At 62.6% G+C, this 16,510-nt stretch carries 22 protein-coding genes; 7 read left to right on the top strand and 15 right to left on the bottom strand.

The genetic code is table 11. The features are described 5' to 3' along the window. Positions 1-3: 3 nt before the first annotated feature. The 3 genes from BLR13_RS32075 to BLR13_RS32065 all read right to left on the bottom strand — a co-directional run bounded on the left by BLR13_RS32075 (position 4) and on the right by BLR13_RS32065 (position 2,083). On the bottom strand, positions 4-1,137 hold the full coding sequence (locus BLR13_RS32075) for a glycosyltransferase family 2 protein (protein WP_074815248.1): 1,134 nt from the start codon (positions 1,135-1,137) through the stop codon (positions 4-6). A 308-nt stretch (positions 1,138-1,445) separates the two neighbouring features. Next, positions 1,446-1,643 carry a hypothetical protein gene (locus BLR13_RS32070; protein ID WP_074815251.1) on the bottom strand — a complete coding sequence of 66 codons (198 nt, stop codon included), beginning with the start codon at positions 1,641-1,643 and terminating at the stop codon, positions 1,446-1,448. A gap of 80 nt (positions 1,644-1,723) precedes the next feature. Continuing rightward, positions 1,724-2,083 (bottom strand): hypothetical protein, encoded by a 360-nt coding sequence (locus BLR13_RS32065; protein WP_074815254.1) that lies wholly within the window; start codon positions 2,081-2,083, stop codon positions 1,724-1,726. A 327-nt stretch (positions 2,084-2,410) separates the two neighbouring features. Here BLR13_RS32065 and BLR13_RS32060 point away from each other — a divergent pair, with 327 nt between their 5' ends. The 3 genes from BLR13_RS32060 (at position 2,411) to BLR13_RS32050 (ending at position 4,328) form a co-directional block, all read left to right on the top strand. Continuing rightward, the gene (locus BLR13_RS32060; protein ID WP_244524977.1) at positions 2,411-2,863 is read left to right on the top strand and encodes a phasin family protein; all 453 of its coding nucleotides are present in this window, start codon (positions 2,411-2,413) and stop codon (positions 2,861-2,863) included. Between the two features lie 175 nt (positions 2,864-3,038). Next, positions 3,039-3,854, top strand: coding sequence for a DUF72 domain-containing protein (locus BLR13_RS32055; protein ID WP_074815256.1), 816 nt, complete (start codon positions 3,039-3,041; stop codon positions 3,852-3,854). A gap of 12 nt (positions 3,855-3,866) precedes the next feature. Further along, positions 3,867-4,328, top strand: a complete 462-nt coding sequence (locus BLR13_RS32050; protein ID WP_074815259.1) for a DUF488 domain-containing protein — start codon at positions 3,867-3,869, stop codon at positions 4,326-4,328. A gap of 61 nt (positions 4,329-4,389) precedes the next feature. Here BLR13_RS32050 and BLR13_RS32045 read toward each other — a convergent pair whose 3' ends face one another. The 6 genes from BLR13_RS32045 to BLR13_RS32020 all read right to left on the bottom strand — a co-directional run bounded on the left by BLR13_RS32045 (position 4,390) and on the right by BLR13_RS32020 (position 10,453). Then, positions 4,390-5,304, bottom strand: a complete 915-nt coding sequence (locus tag BLR13_RS32045; RefSeq protein WP_074815262.1) for a PhzF family phenazine biosynthesis protein — start codon at positions 5,302-5,304, stop codon at positions 4,390-4,392. A 130-nt stretch (positions 5,305-5,434) separates the two neighbouring features. Continuing rightward, positions 5,435-6,742, bottom strand: coding sequence for an adenylate/guanylate cyclase domain-containing protein (locus tag BLR13_RS32040; RefSeq protein WP_074815265.1), 1,308 nt, complete (start codon positions 6,740-6,742; stop codon positions 5,435-5,437). A gap of 162 nt (positions 6,743-6,904) precedes the next feature. Next, positions 6,905-8,071: an ABC transporter permease gene (locus BLR13_RS32035; RefSeq protein ID WP_074815267.1), complete on the bottom strand. Its 1,167-nt coding sequence runs from the start codon at positions 8,069-8,071 to the stop codon at positions 6,905-6,907. Next, complete coding sequence (locus BLR13_RS32030) at positions 8,068-9,012, bottom strand: ABC transporter ATP-binding protein (protein ID WP_074815270.1); 945 nt, start codon at positions 9,010-9,012, stop codon at positions 8,068-8,070. Before BLR13_RS32030 ends, BLR13_RS32035 begins: the two co-directional genes overlap by 4 nt. Beyond that, complete coding sequence (locus tag BLR13_RS32025) at positions 9,009-9,794, bottom strand: HlyD family secretion protein (protein WP_074815273.1); 786 nt, start codon at positions 9,792-9,794, stop codon at positions 9,009-9,011. Before BLR13_RS32025 ends, BLR13_RS32030 begins: the two co-directional genes overlap by 4 nt. Continuing rightward, positions 9,791-10,453, bottom strand: coding sequence for a TetR/AcrR family transcriptional regulator (locus BLR13_RS32020; protein ID WP_074815276.1), 663 nt, complete (start codon positions 10,451-10,453; stop codon positions 9,791-9,793). Before BLR13_RS32020 ends, BLR13_RS32025 begins: the two co-directional genes overlap by 4 nt. 466 nt (positions 10,454-10,919) lie before the next feature. Between BLR13_RS32020 and BLR13_RS32015 the strand changes: the two genes are divergently transcribed. Then, positions 10,920-11,759, top strand: a complete 840-nt coding sequence (locus BLR13_RS32015) for an amidohydrolase family protein (protein ID WP_074815280.1) — start codon at positions 10,920-10,922, stop codon at positions 11,757-11,759. A 13-nt stretch (positions 11,760-11,772) separates the two neighbouring features. Here the strand turns inward: BLR13_RS32015 and BLR13_RS32010 are convergent, their stop codons facing one another. The 3 genes from BLR13_RS32010 to BLR13_RS32000 form a co-directional block, all read right to left on the bottom strand. Further along, a complete protein-coding gene (locus tag BLR13_RS32010) occupies positions 11,773-12,024 on the bottom strand; it encodes a hypothetical protein (protein ID WP_074815283.1) in 252 nt (83 codons plus the stop codon). Between the two features lie 214 nt (positions 12,025-12,238). Continuing rightward, positions 12,239-12,712 carry a Crp/Fnr family transcriptional regulator gene (locus BLR13_RS32005; RefSeq protein ID WP_074815286.1) on the bottom strand — a complete coding sequence of 158 codons (474 nt, stop codon included), beginning with the start codon at positions 12,710-12,712 and terminating at the stop codon, positions 12,239-12,241. Positions 12,713-12,798: 86 nt separating this feature from the next. Further along, entirely contained in the window at positions 12,799-13,209 is a 411-nt protein-coding gene (locus BLR13_RS32000; RefSeq protein WP_074815290.1) for a DUF2000 family protein, read from the bottom strand. A 126-nt stretch (positions 13,210-13,335) separates the two neighbouring features. On the opposite strand from BLR13_RS32000, the gene BLR13_RS31995 reads away from it, so the two are divergent. Continuing rightward, positions 13,336-14,304, top strand: a complete 969-nt coding sequence (locus tag BLR13_RS31995) for a Dyp-type peroxidase (RefSeq protein ID WP_074815293.1) — start codon at positions 13,336-13,338, stop codon at positions 14,302-14,304. A gap of 1 nt (position 14,305) precedes the next feature. Here BLR13_RS31995 and BLR13_RS31990 read toward each other — a convergent pair whose 3' ends face one another. After that, positions 14,306-14,698: a DUF4189 domain-containing protein gene (locus BLR13_RS31990; protein WP_074815296.1), complete on the bottom strand. Its 393-nt coding sequence runs from the start codon at positions 14,696-14,698 to the stop codon at positions 14,306-14,308. Positions 14,699-14,982: 284 nt separating this feature from the next. On the opposite strand from BLR13_RS31990, the gene BLR13_RS31985 reads away from it, so the two are divergent. Both BLR13_RS31985 and BLR13_RS31980 read left to right on the top strand, forming a co-directional pair. Continuing rightward, positions 14,983-15,411 carry a hypothetical protein gene (locus tag BLR13_RS31985; protein ID WP_091977659.1) on the top strand — a complete coding sequence of 143 codons (429 nt, stop codon included), beginning with the start codon at positions 14,983-14,985 and terminating at the stop codon, positions 15,409-15,411. A 144-nt stretch (positions 15,412-15,555) separates the two neighbouring features. After that, a complete protein-coding gene (locus BLR13_RS31980; protein ID WP_074815299.1) occupies positions 15,556-15,744 on the top strand; it encodes a hypothetical protein in 189 nt (62 codons plus the stop codon). 50 nt (positions 15,745-15,794) lie between these two features. Here BLR13_RS31980 and BLR13_RS31975 read toward each other — a convergent pair whose 3' ends face one another. After that, positions 15,795-16,112 carry an HPF/RaiA family ribosome-associated protein gene (locus BLR13_RS31975; RefSeq protein WP_074815302.1) on the bottom strand — a complete coding sequence of 106 codons (318 nt, stop codon included), beginning with the start codon at positions 16,110-16,112 and terminating at the stop codon, positions 15,795-15,797. Positions 16,113-16,199: 87 nt separating this feature from the next. Continuing rightward, positions 16,200-16,412: a photosystem reaction center subunit H gene (locus BLR13_RS31970; RefSeq protein WP_074815306.1), complete on the bottom strand. Its 213-nt coding sequence runs from the start codon at positions 16,410-16,412 to the stop codon at positions 16,200-16,202. Positions 16,413-16,510: the final 98 nt, after the last annotated feature.

Raw genomic sequence — 16,510 nt, 5'->3', positions numbered from 1 at the left:
GGATCATCGCTTGCGCCAGACGAACAGTCCCGACATGGCGTAATTCCAGACCACGCCCATCAGCGCGCCGGCGGCGCCCGCGAGCCACCAGATCGGCTCCTGGTCGTAGACCGAGAACGCGACGCCGACATTGGCGAACAGCCCGACGCTGCAGACCAGATAGAACAGCAACAGGCCGCGCAGGATCGCAAAACCCTTCAGCCGCTGGTCGCGATAGGTCAGGAAATTGTTGAGGATGAAATTGCTGGTCATGGCGACCAGCGCGCCGGCGGCCTGCGCCTCCGGAAACGGCACGTTGAAGAACTCGAGCGCGATAAACAGCGTGGTCAGATGCACGATGAGGCCGATGGAACCGACCATCGCAAACAGCAGGAAGCGCAGCGACACCACGTCGTGGGTCAGCTTCGCCAGCACCAGGCCAAGGAAATCCAGCGCCACCATGGAATCGAGCTTGCTCTCGCCGTGCTGGCGCGATCCGAACGTAAACGGTACCTCGATGGTGCGCAGCTTGTCTTGCGCGGTGGCGACGATGTCGAGCAGGATCTTGAAGCCCTGGGTGGAGAGCTGCGGCGCCAGTTGCTCGAACTTGTCGCGGCGGATCATGAAGAAGCCGCTCATCGGGTCGGCAATCTCGACCTTCAGCACGCGCTTGGCGACTTCGGTCGCCAGTTGGCTGGCGCCGGCACGGCTCTTGTTGAAGCTGTCGGCGCTGCCGCCCTCGATGTAGCGGCTGCCGACCACGAGTTCGGCCTCGCCGCTCTGCAGCAGCCCCACCATCTTCGGCAGTTGGGTTTCGTCGTGCTGCAAATCGGCGTCGATGACCGCCGCATAGGGCGCGCTCGAAGCCAGGATACCTTCGATGCAAGCGCCGGACAGGCCGCGCCGCCCGATCCGGCGGATGCAGCGAACGCGGGGATCCTGCCGCGCCAGCCCGCGCACCACTTCCCAGGTGCCGTCGGGCGAATTGTCGTCGACGAACACGACTTCCCAGGGGATGCCGGCCAGCGTGGCTTCCAGCCGCCGGTACAATACCGTGACGTTGTCGCGCTCGTTGAAGGTGGGGACCACGACCGAAAGCTGCGGTAAACCGGTGGCCTGCGACAGGGTTTCGGGGCCCGGCTTGATGGCGTCATTCATGGGGCCAGCGTATATCCGCAGCCGCCAATGATGCCAAGGCGGGGCTCGCGGACCGGGTATTAAGTGGGGGAAAACGGGTCAAAACAGGCCGGCTTTTTGTTTTGACGCGTTTTCTTGACGCGAACCGGCCGCCACTTCGCTTGAAAACGCTCTAGAAATGCCAACGACCACGAACAGAGGGCGCGCGTACATCCGGCGCTGCCAGCCTATTCATGGTCGTCCCAGCGCCGGAGCTATGAAGCGTCGACGTCGCCGTTAGAAGATAGATACGGCTGCCCGGGGCGTTCCGCAAGGGAGCTGCCGGTGTCCTATTGATTGGGCACTTCCCGGATCACCGGCCCGCGGGGAGCCGGCGCTGCGGGAGCCGGTGCTGCCTGCCCCGGCTGAACGCCGGCCGGTTTGGCGGGCTTGCCGAACTGGCCGATCGGCCCGTAGGCGATCGCGACCACCAGCACAATCGACGCGATAATGGCGCCCAGAATACCCGCTATCGACTGAGAGTTCATACCCGACAATCCTCAACGCCCGACCGACGGATTGATATCACGGAAAGCCGGTGGGGAGGAATAGGGCCGCCCCGCCATGGTTACTTCGCCGCGGCCTTGCGCCGCGCAAACGCCGTCACGATGTCCTTTTGCGCCAGCGCGATGGCATTGTTGGCGGTGGTCATGTTGGCGCCGGCCTCGTTGGTCGGGAATTGCAGCCCGAGAAAATCCACCAGTGCGACCCGGAAATTCTGCCGCTCGGACGGACAGGCGCTGGCGATCAGCGCGCCGAAATCCTGTTCCGACAGGCTCTTGTTGCTCTCGCGCGGGAATTCCCGGGCAAGGCAGTTCCAGTAGTCGTCACGCCCCGACACCGCCAGGCGATGCGCATCATCGGTCTCATCGGCCATTGCTGATGATGTCGTCATCGCCACCATCAAGGCCAGAATGATCGCACGCATACCGTCTCCCTTTGCAACAATTTCATGACTGCAGCGCCTCTTCTGAACGTTTCCGATGCAATCTAGCAATAATTTGTGTGCAGTCCCGCCCCGGCGGATGCCGTTCTCCCAAATGTCATCACGCGAGTGCCCTTCAACTGACAAGCAAGAACCGCGATTCCAGCGCAAACGTGGCGGAGCTTCAACCTTTGGTTTGACATTGAATAGGGGAACAAGATGTCGAGTACAGACGAGACCAAACCGGCGGCCAGGTCCGGGCGACGCAACAAGAAGGGGGAAGCGCGGCGCCAGAAATCGAATCCAGCGGAGAGCCCGGCACCGGTTCAGATGCAAACCCCGGAGCGGGAACAGGAGCAGGTTCCCCAAGCGGATCTGCAGCCGGCCGTCAGCGAACCGCTTGAAGCCGTCGTCGCTGAAGCCATGGTCGCTGAGCCTGATGCCGTCTTGGTCGACGCCGCCTTGCCGACTGATGCCGCCTCGCCGGCCGAACCTGCCACGGCCGACGCCTCGCCCGTCAGCCTGCAAACCCTCGCCAATGCCTATCGCGACTACACCCGGAAATCGTTCGAGGAGTTCGGGTCCTTTTTCGAGCAGCTCACCGGCGCCCGCTCGCTCGACAAGGCGATGGAGGTGCAAACCGAATTCGTGAAGCGGGCCTACGAAAACTCGGTGGCCGAGTCGCAGAAGATCCGCGAACTTCACCGCAAGCTTGCCAGGCAAACCTTCGAACCGTTCGGGGGTCTCATCGGCAAGACGCCGGAGACGCACGGCAAATCCTGAACACAAGACACGGAATTGCCTCCGATGGCTCCAAGCAACAGGCTCCGGTTTTCCGGGGCCTCTTTTTTGCAGCGAGACTGCCGCGCACCGAGACGATTTGCGACAAACTGGTCAATCAGGGCCGATGTGGTTAAGATCGTCCACTCCTCCCTCTTGATCCCAATGAGCCCCCTCCGTGAGCAAGCCCCCGAAATCAAGCAGCGGCAACATCTATATCGGCGTCGGCGGCTGGACTTTCGAGCCGTGGCGCGGGGTGTTTTATCCGGAGAAGCTGACGCAGGCGAAGGAATTGTCCTACGCCGCATCGAAGCTGACCTCGATCGAGATCAACGGCACCTATTACGGCTCGCAGAAGCCGGAGAGCTTTCGCAAATGGGCGCGCGAAGTGCCCGATGGCTTCGTGTTTTCGGTGAAGGGGCCGCGCTTCGCCACCAACCGCCGCGTGCTGGCGGAGGCCGGTGATTCGGTGAAGCGCTTCTACGACTCCGGCGTGCTCGAGCTCGGCGACCGCCTCGGTCCGGTGCTCTGGCAATTCGCGCCGACCAAGAAATTCGACGGAGCCGATTTCGGCAAGTTTCTCGAATTGCTGCCGCGCAAACTCGACGGCCGCGCGCTACGCCATGTGGTGGAAGTTCGGCACGACAGCTTCGCCGTGCCGGAGTTCATCGCGCTGATACGTCAATTCGAGACGCCCGTGGTGTTTGCCGAACATGGCAAGTATCCGGCCATCGCCGACGTCGCCAGCGACTTTGTCTATGCGCGACTGCAGAAGGGCAATGACGAACTCAAGACCTGCTATCCGCCGAAGCAGCTCGACGCCTGGGCCAAGCGGTTTCAGGCCTGGGCCGGCGGCGGCGAGCCTGACGACCTGCCGCGCGTCGACGCGAACAAGCCGAAGAAGGCGCCGCGCGACGTGTTCGCCTACGTGATCCACGAGGGCAAGATCCGCGCGCCCGCCGGCGCGATGGAATTGATCGAACGGGTGAAGTGACCGGAGCGCCTCATGGCCCGAGCCAAGAAGCTCTTCACCATCGGCTATGAGCAGACGCCGGCCAAGGCGGTGCTCGACGAATTGCAAGACGCAGGCGTCAAGCTATTGGTCGACGTGCGGGCGGTGGCATCGTCGCGGCGGCCGGGCTTTTCCAAGAACCAGTTGGCGGCAGGCCTCGACGAGCGCGGTATATCGTATCTGCATCTGCGCGGGCTCGGCACACCCAAGGATGGCCGCATCGCCGCCCGGAGCGGCCAATTCGATATCTTGCACAAGATCTACGCCAAACATTTGAAGACGCCGCAAGCGCGGGAGGAGCTCGACGAACTCTCCGCGCTGGTGAAGCAGTCGGGTCCGGTCTGCATTCTCTGCTACGAGCGCGACCACGCCCATTGCCACCGGCGCTGGATCGCCGAGGTGATCGAGGACCGCGACGGCGTGAAGATCGAGAATTTGGTGGCGCCGCAGGTGTGATCCATCCTTCCTTTGCTGCCAGATGGATTGCTTCGTTTCACTCGCAATGACGGCGGAAGCCTCACCCCTCGCCCTGTAGCCAAAACGTCCCTTCCATCATCGGCACGCAGCCGCCGCCGACATGGATCGAAGCGATCGCGCCGTTCTGCTTGCGCACGCGCGTCTTCAACAGGCTTGGCCGCCCCATGTCGACGCCCTGCCCGATCGTCAGCTTCAGTTCACCGTCGCGCGTGGAATCGAGATCGGCGAGCAGCGCCGCGGCGGCGGCCGTCGCACTTCCGGTCGCCGGGTCTTCCGACAATCCGCTGGCGCCGGGATGAAACATCCGCGCCTGCAGATCGCAGGGCTTTTCGCCGGCCGGCACGTCGCGCGTATAGAGATAGACCGCGTCGCTGCCGTCGCATGGGAAGGTCCTTGCAAAGGCCGGGGCATCCGGCCGCGCGCGTCGCAGCGCCTCGCGCGAGGTGAGTTCGACCGCCAGGAACGACAGCCCGACCGAAACGATCTGCGGCGCGTGCCGGTCCGTTTTCACATCGCCCGCCGACAGCGACAGGCAGGCGGCCGCCTGGTCGGCGCTAAGCTGCGACAGCCGTTTCAGCGGTTGCGGCGCGGTCAGCTCGGTGCTGACGACCTTGCCCTGCTCGGTCAATATCTCCACCGGCACCAGTCCGGCCTTTTCCTCGAACAGCAGCCGCGCCGGCGGCTTTTCAGCCAATCTCGCCAGCACGAAGGCAGTGCCGACATTGGGATGGCCGGCGAACGGGATTTCTAAACGCACTGTGAAGATTCGGACCTGCGCATCATGAGCCGGCTCTTGAGGCGGCAGCACGAAGGTCGTCTCCGAATAATTGAACTCGCTGGCGATTGCCTGCATCTGCGCCGTCGAAAGGCCGCCGGCGTCGAGCACCACCGCGAGCGGATTGCCGCCAAAGGCGCGGTCGGTGAAGACGTCGCAGGTGATGTAACGCCGCTGCATGTCGATACTCCGGTTCGACACGGAAGAGACATCCCCTGATTCAATTCGTCAACGACAGTATTGCGCCGATTGCTCTGAGCGAATCGGCATCGCGCGGCGAGGATCTCTGCGTTGTCGCGAACAGGACGCGCTATCCCAATCGCCAGACGCTTACCGGCTGGTCATAGCCCCTGACCGTGACCTCGCCGAGCGAAACCGCGTCACGGCATTCCTCGCCCAGCGCGTCGTGAACGGCTTGCGAGATCAGGAACTGCGAATTGAAATCCTTGTTGAGCGCTTCGAGCCGCGCGGCGAAATTCACGGTATCGCCGATCACGGTATATTCCTTACGCCGCGGCGAGCCGATATTGCCCGCGACCACCTCACCGAAATGGACACCAATACCCATGCGCAGCGGCCAGCCTGAACCCTTGTTGATCCGCTCGTTCGCCTCCAGCATCTCGCGCGCCGCGGCAACCGCCTGATGCGCCGCGTCATGCGCCTCCAGCGGCGCGCCGAACAGCGCCAGAAAGCCGTCGCCCAAAAACTTGTTCACGATGCCGCCGTGGCGATCGAGGATATCCACCAGCACGGCGAACGCGCCGTCGAGCCGGTCCACCACCTCCTGGGGCGAACGCGTCCGCGCGCCCGTGGTAAAGCTGCGGAAATCGACGAACATGACAGCGACGCGGCGGATATCGCTCCCGGTGCTGGTGCCTTCCGCCATCAACCGCGCCACCACCTGCGGCGAGACGTGCTGGCCGAACAGGTTGGTGACACGGTCGCGCGCGGTCGCGGCCATGATGCTGGCCGCGAATTGCCGGCGCAACTGCACCGCCACGGCGCCCGCCAGCATGCCGCAGATCAGCACCATCACGCTGCGCACGGAGTGATAGTAGAGGTCGGGCGCAGGATCGGCGCTGCCGGCACGATGATAGAACATCGCCATGTAGAACAACTCGGCCGCCGCGACGAAGCCGGTAAAGGTCGAGAGCCAGAAATCCAGCCGCAAGGTCGAGAGAATGATGAAAATGAAATAGGTCAGCGGCACCACGAAGCCGAGCGCCTCCACCGGTCCCATGCTGTCGATGTGCATCGCGAGCGCCAGCGTCGGCATCGAGGTTTCGATCAGTGCGCCGAGATAGCGCCGATAGATGGGCAGGTCGCGATCCAGCCTCAGATATCGGCTGATGCTGACATGGACCCACAGCTCGAACAGGATGAACGGGATCAGTATGCTGTAAAGGTCGTTCGGCTTGAGACGGCCATGCCAGAGATGTTCGACCGCATAGGGGTCTATTGTGTGAAGAATCAGAATCAGGACCGCGAGAATCGCGGTCGTCCCGATCAGGGCCTTGACCCGGATCAGCTCGGTGCGCATCACCTGCTGCATCAATGCGTGCTGAAACTCGGCGGATACCGCCCAGCTTTCGGTCTTGTTTCCCCACAACCCCAGCATTCCAACTCCCTGTCATTCCGGGACGGTGCGTCAGCACCAGACCTCAGGGGTGCAATTGCACCCCGGGGAATCTCGAGATTCTCAGATGTGCAATAGCACATCCCAGTTCGATGCTTTGCATCGCCCCGGAATGACGGCGAGATATTCAGTCGCTATTCTGCATCAATCGAGCGTGCGACGGAAGCGTGTCACGGCGATCGTCATCGCCAACAGCATCAGTGCAATGAGTGCAATCGTGTCGTACTGCAAGTTCTGGAGCGTCGCGCCCTTGAGCATGATGGCGCGAACGATGCGGACGTAGTGCGTCAGCGGCAGACCCTCGCCGATATATTGCGCCCAGACCGGCATGCCCGCGAACGGAAACATGAAGCCGGACAACAGAATACTCGGCAAAAAGAACATCATCGACAGCTGCATCGCCTGCAGCTGGTTCTGCACGATGGTCGAGAAGGTGTAGCCGATCGCCAGATTGGTGGTGATGAACAGCGTCGACAGCAGCGCCAGCGTGAACAGGCTGCCCAGGATCGGCACCCCGAACAGCAGCACCCCGATGCCGACAATCAGCGTCGCCTGGATGAAGCCGACCAGCACGTAAGGCACGATCTTGCCGAACATCACCTCGACCGGCTTGATCGGCATCGACAGCAGGTTTTCCATGGTGCCACGCTCGATCTCGCGCGTCACCGACAGCGCCGTGAAGATCAGCATGGTCATGGTCAGGATGGTGCCGACCAGACCGGGCACGATGTTGAGCCGCGACGAGGCCGCCGGGTTATAGCGGGCATGGGTGCGGATCTCGAACGGCATCGACGGCGGATCGCCGGTATGCAGATCGTGCTCGAGCGCGGTCTGCACGATGGCGCCAAGCGCGCCGAGCGCCGAACCCGCCGCCACCGGATCGGTGGCGTCGGCCGCGACCAATAGCGCCGGCTTGTCGCCGCGCCGCACCGAACGCTCAAAACCGCGCGGGATTTCGACGCCGAACAGCACCTTGCCCGACTGCAGCAGATCGTCGAACTCGGCGACGGTATGGACCTCGCGGGTGAAACGGAAATAGGCGGTGTTTTCGATCGCCTTCAGCACCGAGCGCGCGAGGTCGCTGTCCTCCTGCAGCAATACCGCGGTCGGCAGATTGCGCGGCGTGGTATTGATTGCAAAGCCGAACAGGACGAGCTGCATCACCGGCAGCATCACGATCATCGCGAACGAGACCCGGTCGCGGCGAAGCTGGATGAATTCCTTGATCAGCATCGCATAGCTGCGCCACCAGAAGCCGAACGGCGGCTCCTTGACGTCATGGCTCTGGCGATAGGCTTCGTTCGCGCTCATTGGAAATTGTCCTTTGAGCGGCTCATCAGGTCGATGAACACATCCTCCAGCGATGGCTCGCTATGCTGGAAGTGCCAACCCTTGCCGTCGCGGTAGGGCGCTACGGTGGCCTCGAGCGCGGATTTATCGCGGCCGGAGACATGCAGGCTGGTGCCGAACGGCGCCACCATGTCGATGCCGGGCTTGCCGGTAAGTTCGGCGGAAAGTGCATTGAGATCGCCGCCGGTGACGGTGTAGGTCGACAGCGCCGATTTTGCGATCACCTCATCCACGGTGCCATGCGCCAGGAGGTGGCCATACGCGATATAGGCGATCTCGTGACAGCGTTCGGCTTCGTCCATGTAATGGGTGGAGACCAGCACCGTCAGCCCATCGGCGGCCAGCGCGTGAATCTCGTTCCAGAAATCGCGCCGCGCCTTGGGGTCGACGCCGGCGGTCGGCTCGTCCAGCAGCAGCAATTGCGGATTGGGCAAGGTGCAGGCGCCGAGCGCCAACCTTTGCTTCCAGCCGCCGGAGAGCTCGCCGGCCAGTTGCTCCTCGCGGCCGGTCAGGCCGATGCGCTTGATCATGTCGCGCGCGGCGCCACGGGCGTTGCGCAGCCCGTAAAGCCGCGCCACGAATTCCAGATTCTCCCGCACCGAGAGGTCCTGATACAGGCTGAAACGCTGCGTCATGTAGCCGACCTGGCGCTTGATCTTGTCGGCGTCGCGGCGGATGTTATAGCCGAGGCAGGTGCCATCGCCGGCATCCGGCGTCAGCAGACCGCACAGCATGCGGATGGTGGTGGTCTTGCCGGAACCGTTCGGGCCGAGGAAGCCGTAGATGGTGCCGCGCTTCACCTGCATCGACAGGTCATGCACGACCTCGCGACCGCTGAACGACTTCGACAGGCCCGCGACATCGATGGCGATGTCGGGCGCTGATGACGGCGCTGAACTCATCGCTTGTCCGCCACTGGTGTACGGGCATTGAAGAATACGCTGATCGGCTGGCCGACCCGCAAACTGTCCGGCCGGCTCGGCCGCGCCTGGATCAGATAGACCAGCTTGTTGCGCTCATCGAGGCTGTAGATCACCGGCGGGGTATATTCGGCCGTCGTCGCGATGAAGTAGATTTTTGCGGTGAGATCGGCGGCACAGTTGTCGCAGCTGACCTTGACCTCGTCACCGATCGCAAGTTTCGGCAATTCGGTCTCGGGCACGAAGAAACGCAGCTTCATGTTGCCGGGCGGCATGATCGACACCACCGGCCGCTGCGCCGCCACCATCTCGCCTTCGCGGAAATAGATCTGCTGAATGGTGCCGCCGACCGGCGCAAAGCCGCTGCGCCGCGCCAGCCGGGTCTGAGAGGTGTTGACGCGGGCTTCCGCCACGCGCAGCGCCGAGACCGCGGAGTCGAGATTGGCCTGGGTGCCTGAGCCGGTCTTGCTCAGCGAGGCGGCGCGGTCGTAGGTTTGCTGCGCGTTAGCCAACGTGGCGTTGTTCTGGTTGAGATCGGCCTGCTGCAAATCATCGTCGACGGTGTAGAGCGGCGCGCCGGGCTTGACCTCGTCGCCCTCGCGCACGTTGAGCTTGGTGACGCGGCCGGACTCGTCGGGACTGACGAAGATCATGTCGGCCTCGACCCAGCCCTGAAAGCCGGGATCCCTGCGCTCGTTGCAGCCCGCCAGCATGGCGGCCAGCGCCAGCGCGCTCACGATCACTCTCGCTTGCGACGAGGTCATGTCGTCCTCCGTTCGCCAAAAACCAGGTCGAGATGCACCTGAAGCATCTCGATCGCGTCCAGTGGGGCGTGTTTGCTGAAAAGGCTTTGCCAGATCACGGCGATCAGCGCGGGCGCCACCAGGATCTGCGGGAAGCGCGCGAGGTTCTTGTTTGAGATTTCGCCCCTCGCGATACCGAGCTCAATCATGGCGCGCATGCCGGCAAGGCCGCGCGAGACCACCTCGCGGTAATAGAAATCGGCGACGGCGGGAAAGCGCGGCCCCTCCGCCACGATCAGCCGCACGATGTCGCCGCGCCGCGTCGTCGCCACCTGTTCGATGAAGGTTTTGGCAAAGCCCTCCACCATGTCGCGCACCGTCGCATCGGGCCGCGGCGGCGCGGCGCCAAGGCTCATGACCAGCGGCACGATGGCGGTCCGGATCAGTTCCTCGAACATCGATTCCTTGTCCTTGAAGTGCAGGTAGATCGTGCCCTTGGCGACGCCGGCGCGCTTGGCGACGTCGTCGAGCCGCGTCGCGGCAAAGCCGCGCGCGATGAACTCGTCCATCGCCGCTTCGACGATGGCCCCCCGCCGCTCCGCCGCGCGTTCGGCACGATTGGAAGCAGGCTGAGTGGCCGGCCGCTTTGGCGAGACCATTTTGGATGGCTTCTTCGTCATGCTTTATTTATGACTGACTAGTCAGTCATTGTCAATGAAGCCAACTTCGATTCAATTTCACCTCGGTGTTACCCGGGAATTATCACATGGCAGCAAGGGCTTATCTGCGTCATTGCGAGCGAAGCGAAGCAATCCATTCTTTCTTCACGTGGCGAGATGGATTGCTTCGTCGCTCCGCTCCTCGCAATGACGGCGCCATAGGATGGAGCGCAGCGATACCCATCCCTTCACGGGCGGTGTTAATGGGTATCGCTTCGCTCCACCCATCCTACGAATCTTCATCAACCGGCTGCGGCGTATGGGTCCCGGCGTTCGCCGGGACGACGCGGAGAGCGACTGCCCACGCGTTCTATTTGAATTTCAAACAGCTGCAATGCACCGCGCGCGTTGCCCTCGCTGCTCGAACCTGCTGCAATGTTCGAAATCACTGGGCACAACAATCGCCCGGCACGGAGGAACGCGCCCCATGACCATTATCGATTCCCAGGTCCACGCCTATGAGGCCAACACGCCGAAGCGGCCCTGGCACATGGTGCCGAACTGGCCCGACCACGTCACCGGCGACGAGATGGTGGCGGCGATGGACAAGGTCGGTGTCGACGGCGCGATCTTCATCTCCTCCTTTTCGATGTACCGCTACGACGCCAGCTATGCCGTGGAAGTGCAACGCGCCCATCCCGGCCGGATGGCGATCGTCAAGCCGGTCGACCCTGACAATCCCGATGTGGCCGATGTGGTCGCCGAGTGGAAGAAGACGCCGGGCGCGGTCGGCATCCGCATCATGCTGACCAAGGAAAACGGACGCGCGCCTGACCACCCCGGCATCGACCGGATCGCGCGCGCCGCCGTGCGCTACGACTTTCCGGTCAACTTGCTGTGCTGGGATAATGTGGACGCCGGCACGGCGCTGATCGATCGCCATCCCGACACCCGCTTCATCGTCGACCATCTCGGCATCCTGCAGCCACGCCATCCGCCCGCGCCGACAGAGCCCTGGGCCGACCTGCCGAAAGTGCTGGCACTGGCCAAACGCCCGAACGCCGTAATCAAGGTCAGTGGCGCCTGCACGCTGTCGCGGCAGCCCTACCCCTTCCCCGACATCTGGGATCCGCTGGCGCGCGTGTTCGACGCCTGGGGTTTCGATCGCTGCCTGTGGGGCACGGACTGGACCCGCGCGTTCGCCGTCGTCAACTACGAGCAGGCCGTGGTGCCGTTCCTCAAGACCGATCGGCTGAACGGCAGCGAGCGGGCGATGCTGATGGGCGGCGCCTGCGCCAAGGCCTATGGCTGGTCGCCGAAGCGATGAGGCGCAACACTCGCTAAACTGCACGCCGCTCCGGCGAGATGTCGTGCGAATAGTGCGAACACTCGACCGCGACCAGCAGCGCGGCATTTTTCAGTGCCGCCGGGTCGCGCTCGCCCTTGGCGGCGCACGCAAGAATTTGCGAAGCCATGTCGGCCATCATCGTCGACGTACGCCTGGATTCCGGAAGCGCCACGACTGCATCGTCGAGGACTGACTTCATCAGCTTGATCAACTCCGGCTGAAAAACCGCTCCAATTGTGCCCATCGCCGTTTCCTCACTCGCCACCCCCCTTCCACTGTTGGACAACGGGAAGACGTCTGTCTGCCCGATACCGTACGAAGTTACGCGCAATTGATCAGGGCGCACTCTTCGCTGCGATGCAGCGGCCACCGACACAGTCCGCGCGCCAGCCGTGAAACTTCAACCCGTCAACGATCCTGTCATGCGTCTCGCGCCTGACGTGCATCGCGGATCTGCGTCATTCGCCCGCGCGAATGAGCTCGGCAATGCGACCGTCGGCGCGGCGGAGACGCCGGCAAAGCTCGCGGTTGATATTCTGCAACACCATCACATAGGCGTGGATGTCGGCCTTGTAACAAGTGTAGAGATTTTGCGCGGTCAGCTCGTACAGTACGGTCGGACTTTCCGCGACGACGGTCGCCGACCGGTTCTGCATTTCGATCAGCGTCATCTCGCCGAAAAAATCACCGGGTCCGAGACCCGTCATGCGAATGACGCGCCCCGAATTTCCCAGCCGGCTCACCACCAGCTCGCCGGAGTGAACGACGAACATCGAGCGCCCCGGTTCGCCTTCCGCTACCACCGTGGCGCCGGCGTCGAAGCGGCGCTCGACCAGCATGGAGACCAGGAAATCGAGGCCCGCGTCCGAGAGGCCACCGAAGAAAGGTGTGGCGACCAGGAATGCTTTCAGATCGGGCGAGCTGACAGCCATCGCCCAATATACTTTAGCAGCAGCAAGCGGGCCAAGCCCGGCGGGACGTGCCTGCCGTGAAAATTATACGGCATTCTTTCCAGGCGCTAGCTGTGAAACTTCAGCCCGTCGATGATCTTGTCGATCACCTTGCGCTCGGCGCGCATCGCCAGCCCAACCAGGTCGAGTTCGGCACGGATCACGGCCCTGACCGCCTCGCGGTTGGCGGCGTCATGCGTGGTCTTGAACATGTCCTCGGTATAGACTGCGGGCGTGACGTTGCGGGCCAGCGCGCGTTCGAGCGCGCGCGACAGCGCCGGACGATCGGCGCCGTAGATCAGGATCGGCTGACCGATCAGCGACAGGTATTGGGTGCCGGAGCCGTCGCCATAGGGCTCGCCGACGCATTCCGGATACGCCGCGGCAATGCCGCCCGCCAGAAACGAAGCCACGTTGAGTTTTTGCCACGGTTCGAGATCGGTCCGGATCACGACCGCGATCTTGGTGTCGAATTGCATGATGGCTCCGATGTAACACTTGGCGTTGGCGATATACGATTGCCGAGCAGAAAGCCACTTCCCTCCGCTGTTGCGTGTCCGCTTGCGATCGCGATACTCTGCCCTGGGCAGGCAGAGAATTCGAAAATGTCAGGCAAAAATTGGGACCGGGTGCCAATCGACGCGCAGAGCGTCGACGCGCCGCTGTCGACGGCGGCGGTGTTTCTGGTGGTCACGGTTGCACGCGAACAGGCCGCGCTTGCGAAGGTCGCCGCCGTCCTCGGTGGGCTTGACGATCTCGTCAAGACGGTCGGATTCCGCGATCTTGGCGGCCGACTTTCTTGCATCGCCGGGATCGGCCGCGATCTCTGGGATCGCCTTCACCCGGACAGCCGGCCGAAGGAATTGAAACCGTTTGCGCCGATCAAGGGAGCGGTTCATGCGGCGCCGTCAACACAAGGCGACCTGCTGTTCCATATCCGGTCCGAACGTCCCGATATGTGTTTTGAGTTCGAACGAATCCTGCTCGACAGTCTCGGCGCCGCCGTGACTGTGATCGACGAAGTTTCGGGCTTCCGGTATTTCGATGCCCGCGACCTGCTCGGCTTTGTCGACGGCACGGCCAACCCGACCGGCCTCGACCTGCCGGCATCGGCACTGGTCGGCGACGAAGACGCCGGCTTCGCCGGCGGCAGCTATGTCGTCGTCCAGAAATATCTGCACGATCTTGCCGCATGGGCGAAAACGCCGACGCATCTGCAGGAAGAAATCATCGGCCGCACCAAGATCGACAATATCGAAATCGATGACGACGACGCGCCACGCAAATCGCACAAGTCGCTGAACACCATCACCGATGCCGACGGTAACGAATATGACATCCTGCGCGACAACATGCCGTTCGGCCGGCCGGGAAAACAGGAATTCGGAACCTATTTTATCGGCTATTCCCGCTATCTCTGGGTGATCGAGAAGATGCTGCAACGGATGTATATCGGCGATCCGCCGGGCGCCTACGACCGTCTGCTCGATTTCTCGACGCCGCATACCGGCACGACGTTCTTCGCGCCGACCCGCCCGATGCTGCAGGCGATCGTTGAAGCGGCGCAGAAGTAGCTCAGCCCTTGGCGTCGCAGGCCCAGGCGCGGATCACGCATTCCTTGCCGCCGAATTCGTAGCACTTCTTCGTGGCGGCGTTGAGCGAACTGGAGATCTTCGGTTTCACGGCATAGCCGTGGGGACCGCAGGGATTGGCCATGTCGACCGCCAATGCGGCGCAGGCGCGTTTCATGGTCACCGCCGTACAGTCGCCTTTGCATTGCTTCAGCGCGGCGGCGCGCGCCGGCGCCTCGGCGGCATAGTCATAGGCCTGGCCAAAGGCGCCGCATTTGCCGACCGCCAGCGCGCCGGCCGCCCACGTTTCGGTGATGAAACGCGATGTCCCCAGCAGCACTGTCAGCGCCAGGATGAACAACGCGCGGCGTTGCGCGGCAGCAGTCGAAACGATCAAAATCCCCTCCCCCGAGGCAGTCCGGCCGGAATCTAGCCGTAGGGGAGTTTCAACTTGGTGAACGGAAGGTTGAAAAAGGCGGCAGCGACTGATCTCGCAGGATGGGCAAAGGCGCCCTTGCGCCGTGCCCACCGAACGCAATCCGCGTTCGAAGATGGTGGGCACGCTTGCGCTTTGCCCACCCTACGAATTCGACCAAAGCCCAATAGTGCCGAAAATATCTCCGGTGGATATTGTTGCAAGGCTCAACCGGAAAGCTCTCCGCCGAAGGAAAGGGTGGCCGCATGATGCCAGATCCAGTCCTCCTGTTCGCCACCGTCATCCTGCTGCTGCCGATGGGCTATTGCCTGCTGGCGGCGCCGGCTTTTCTGCTGGTGAAGCTCGACATCCCGCCTGTCACCCAGTTGCTGCGCGGCCTGTTCAATGCGTACTTCCTCCTGCTGACCATTGCCGGTGTGATCGGGACGGTCGCCTTTGCCGTGGAGGGTCGACTGGTTGGCGCCGTTGCCATCGGCTTGATCGCGGCTTTCGCGTTCACGGCGCGCCGCTGGTTTCTGCGACGGATGGATGCCGACCTGAGTGCCAGGGACGCCGGCGATCCCGATGCGGTGCGCCGGCTGCGTCGGCTGCATTGGGGTGGCATGCTGTGCAATGCGGTCCAGCTTGTCGCGATCGTCGGCGGCATTCCTCTTATCGTGGGCACGCCGGCTTAATCAGGTTTGACGGCTCAACCGGCCCTTGCGCGCGCGCCTACCACGCCGCTGCCGATCGCCCGCGGGCGTGGGCCATCTTATGGATCGCAAAGAAGCCTCACTTAAACCTGACTGGACGCAAAGCCTGCAGGCAGGAGGATTCTCATGGCTGCCAAATTCGCAATTGGTGACAAGGTCGATCAAGCATTCAGCAATCATGCTCACGGGACGGTCGTCGCCGTATTGACGGATCGGGCCGGTGAATGCCGGTACGCGGTCGAGATGTTCGGTCACCGCACCATACAAATCGCTGGCGAAAACAGTTTGATCGCTCGCGTCGATAGCGCCGTCTAAACCGACGGGTCTTGAAAACCAACAGGACCGGTAATCAAAGAGCCGACTGCCTACGCGGCAAGGGAATCGACTTGACGCCGAAGCGCCGCGAAAGCGTCCTTGATGGCTACTTGAGCATGTTCATGTCGCACGTCATTTGTGCCCGACTGGTTCACGACAATGTTTTCGTGCGGCGGCATCGTCAACCAGATGTGGACCTGAAACCCGACACCGTGGCGATGCTTGTGGCTGGGGGCGATCACCTTGACGCGGCAGCCTGTGATTCGGTGATGATGGGTTTCCAGCCGCTCGATCTCGCTCAATATCTGGGATCGAGCAGCGTCCGATGATTCTGAACCTTCGAAGGTGATCTCTGGCGCGATTTGCATTTTTGACCTTCCAGCGGTTGGGTCGGCGTCCTATGGCAATCCATGCCGCCCTGAATGGTTGCATCCGCAGGAAAAGGCCCCGTGAATTCAGCGCGTCTGCACCAGCTTTATGGTGGAGATCGGCCACCTGCCATCGTGGCCCCTGATTGAAATTCGCAGGCCGTGCAATTCATCCAGCCAGACCGTTTCGACCGTCCCGGCCTTTCCATCGCTGAGGATCACGGCCTTGCCGATGAGTTCGGCCTGAACCTGCTCGAACTCGCCGAGGATCGTGGTCGCGCGGACCATCACAGTTGGCATCGGGTGACCCCGGATTGAAACGTTAAGCGAAGGCGCTATCTGCATCTCAATGACGCGGAAGTCGTGACCACCGCGAGGCAAATAGGTGTTCGGCGGAA

The organism is Bradyrhizobium ottawaense (genome assembly GCF_900099825.1).
GTDB lineage: Bacteria > Pseudomonadota > Alphaproteobacteria > Rhizobiales > Xanthobacteraceae > Bradyrhizobium > Bradyrhizobium ottawaense_A.
Note: the sequence above shows the minus strand (reverse complement) of the source record. Positions and strands in the feature narration are given on the sequence as shown.

Excerpts from the sequence above, each read along its gene's own strand:
- BLR13_RS32075 (WP_074815248.1), bottom strand. The coding sequence starts at position 1,137 with ATGAATGACGCCATCAAGCCGGGCCCCGAAACCCTGTCGCAGGCCACC.
- BLR13_RS32070 (WP_074815251.1), bottom strand. The coding sequence starts at position 1,643 with ATGAACTCTCAGTCGATAGCGGGTATTCTGGGCGCCATTATCGCGTCG.
- BLR13_RS32065 (WP_074815254.1), bottom strand. The coding sequence starts at position 2,083 with ATGCGTGCGATCATTCTGGCCTTGATGGTGGCGATGACGACATCATCA.
- BLR13_RS32060 (WP_244524977.1), top strand. The coding sequence starts at position 2,411 with ATGCAAACCCCGGAGCGGGAACAGGAGCAGGTTCCCCAAGCGGATCTG.
- BLR13_RS32050 (WP_074815259.1), top strand. The coding sequence starts at position 3,867 with ATGGCCCGAGCCAAGAAGCTCTTCACCATCGGCTATGAGCAGACGCCG.
- BLR13_RS32045 (WP_074815262.1), bottom strand. The coding sequence starts at position 5,304 with ATGCAGCGGCGTTACATCACCTGCGACGTCTTCACCGACCGCGCCTTT.
- BLR13_RS32040 (WP_074815265.1), bottom strand. The coding sequence starts at position 6,742 with ATGCTGGGGTTGTGGGGAAACAAGACCGAAAGCTGGGCGGTATCCGCC.
- BLR13_RS32035 (WP_074815267.1), bottom strand. The coding sequence starts at position 8,071 with ATGAGCGCGAACGAAGCCTATCGCCAGAGCCATGACGTCAAGGAGCCG.
- BLR13_RS32030 (WP_074815270.1), bottom strand. The coding sequence starts at position 9,012 with ATGAGTTCAGCGCCGTCATCAGCGCCCGACATCGCCATCGATGTCGCG.
- BLR13_RS32025 (WP_074815273.1), bottom strand. The coding sequence starts at position 9,794 with ATGACCTCGTCGCAAGCGAGAGTGATCGTGAGCGCGCTGGCGCTGGCC.
- BLR13_RS32020 (WP_074815276.1), bottom strand. The coding sequence starts at position 10,453 with ATGACGAAGAAGCCATCCAAAATGGTCTCGCCAAAGCGGCCGGCCACT.
- BLR13_RS32015 (WP_074815280.1), top strand. The coding sequence starts at position 10,920 with ATGACCATTATCGATTCCCAGGTCCACGCCTATGAGGCCAACACGCCG.
- BLR13_RS32010 (WP_074815283.1), bottom strand. The coding sequence starts at position 12,024 with ATGGGCACAATTGGAGCGGTTTTTCAGCCGGAGTTGATCAAGCTGATG.
- BLR13_RS32005 (WP_074815286.1), bottom strand. The coding sequence starts at position 12,712 with ATGGCTGTCAGCTCGCCCGATCTGAAAGCATTCCTGGTCGCCACACCT.
- BLR13_RS32000 (WP_074815290.1), bottom strand. The coding sequence starts at position 13,209 with ATGCAATTCGACACCAAGATCGCGGTCGTGATCCGGACCGATCTCGAA.
- BLR13_RS31995 (WP_074815293.1), top strand. The coding sequence starts at position 13,336 with ATGTCAGGCAAAAATTGGGACCGGGTGCCAATCGACGCGCAGAGCGTC.
- BLR13_RS31985 (WP_091977659.1), top strand. The coding sequence starts at position 14,983 with ATGATGCCAGATCCAGTCCTCCTGTTCGCCACCGTCATCCTGCTGCTG.
- BLR13_RS31980 (WP_074815299.1), top strand. The coding sequence starts at position 15,556 with ATGGCTGCCAAATTCGCAATTGGTGACAAGGTCGATCAAGCATTCAGC.
- BLR13_RS31975 (WP_074815302.1), bottom strand. The coding sequence starts at position 16,112 with ATGCAAATCGCGCCAGAGATCACCTTCGAAGGTTCAGAATCATCGGAC.
- BLR13_RS31970 (WP_074815306.1), bottom strand. The coding sequence starts at position 16,412 with ATGCCAACTGTGATGGTCCGCGCGACCACGATCCTCGGCGAGTTCGAG.